General features: G+C 37.9%; 2 protein-coding genes. Both read left to right on the forward strand.

Annotation, left to right across the window (positions count from 1 at the left end):
* Positions 1-480: HlyD family efflux transporter periplasmic adaptor subunit (locus F6K49_RS51085; RefSeq protein ID WP_293110576.1), on the forward strand; the 480-nt coding region annotated here is incomplete at its 5' end.
* A gap of 39 nt (positions 481-519) precedes the next feature.
* Positions 520-1171, forward strand: a 652-nt coding sequence (locus F6K49_RS51090) for an ABC transporter permease (protein WP_366514372.1), incomplete at its 3' end; no start/stop codon positions are given.

Here is a 1171-nt window from a genome sequence, read left to right on the forward strand (position 1 = left end):
TATGTGGCCGTTGCTGCCGCTGAATTAGCTACGGCAAAAGCAGCTGTTCAACAAGCTCAGGCTAATTTCAATGTAGCTTATGTGCGATCGCCCCGTTCCGGTCAAGTGCTTAAAGTTCAAACGTGGCCTGGTGAAATTGTTAGTAATAATGGCATTGTTGAAATTGGGCAAACGGATAAAATGTACGTCAATGCAGAGGTGTATGAAACCGATATTAAGAATGTTCGTTTAGGTCAAACCGTTAAGATTTTAAGTGATGGTGTTGTCGGTGACTTACAGGGGATTGTGGATGAAGTAGGATTACAAATTGGCACAAAAGATGTATTAGGGACTGACCCAGTTGCTGATGCAGATGCCCGAGTGGTTGAAGTTAAAATTCGTCTTAATTCTGAAGATAGTCAACGGGTTGCCGGGTTAACAAATTTACAGGTTAATGTGCTTATTGATACAGCTTCAAAAATTTCAGACTTGGGGCAATAAAACTGCAAGGAATTTTAAGTGAACTAATAGGATAAAATAATGTTTCGTAAACTTCCTACGGCTTGGTTACAACTCCGACATCAAAAAGTCAGATTAATTGTTGCCTTATCCGGTGTAATCTTTGCCGTTGTAATTGTCTTTATGCAACTGGGAATCCGAGATGCTTTATTCAATAGTTCTGTTCGCTTTCACGAAGGGTTACAAGGAGATTGTTTTTTAATCAGTCCCCGTTCAACTTCGTTAATTGCCATGCAAAGTTTCCCGGAACGTCGTTTACTTCAATCTTTGGCTTTTGATGAGGTGGAATTTGTTAGTCCAATATATTTAGGCTTTGCCCAGTGGAAAAATCCAGAAACTAAAAATTCTTGGCGCAATATTTTTATTATTGGTATTGATTTACGTCATCAACCTGTAGATTATTCAGGTTTTTTTGAATTTTCAGATCAACTTAAAATTACCGATCAAGTTTTGTTTGATCAAGATTCTCGATCTGAATTTGGACCAATTGCTTCAGATTTTAAGCAAGGGAAAGTAATTCAATCAGAACTTGGCAATCAAGACAGTAATCGCCAAGTTAAAGTGGTTGGTTTATTTAAGTTAGGAACTTCCTTTGGTTCGGACGGAAATATCATCACCAGTCATCTCAATTTTCTCCGAATTTTTAACAATCGTCATAAGGGTTTCATTGATG

Source organism: Moorena sp. SIO3I6 (assembly GCF_010672095.1).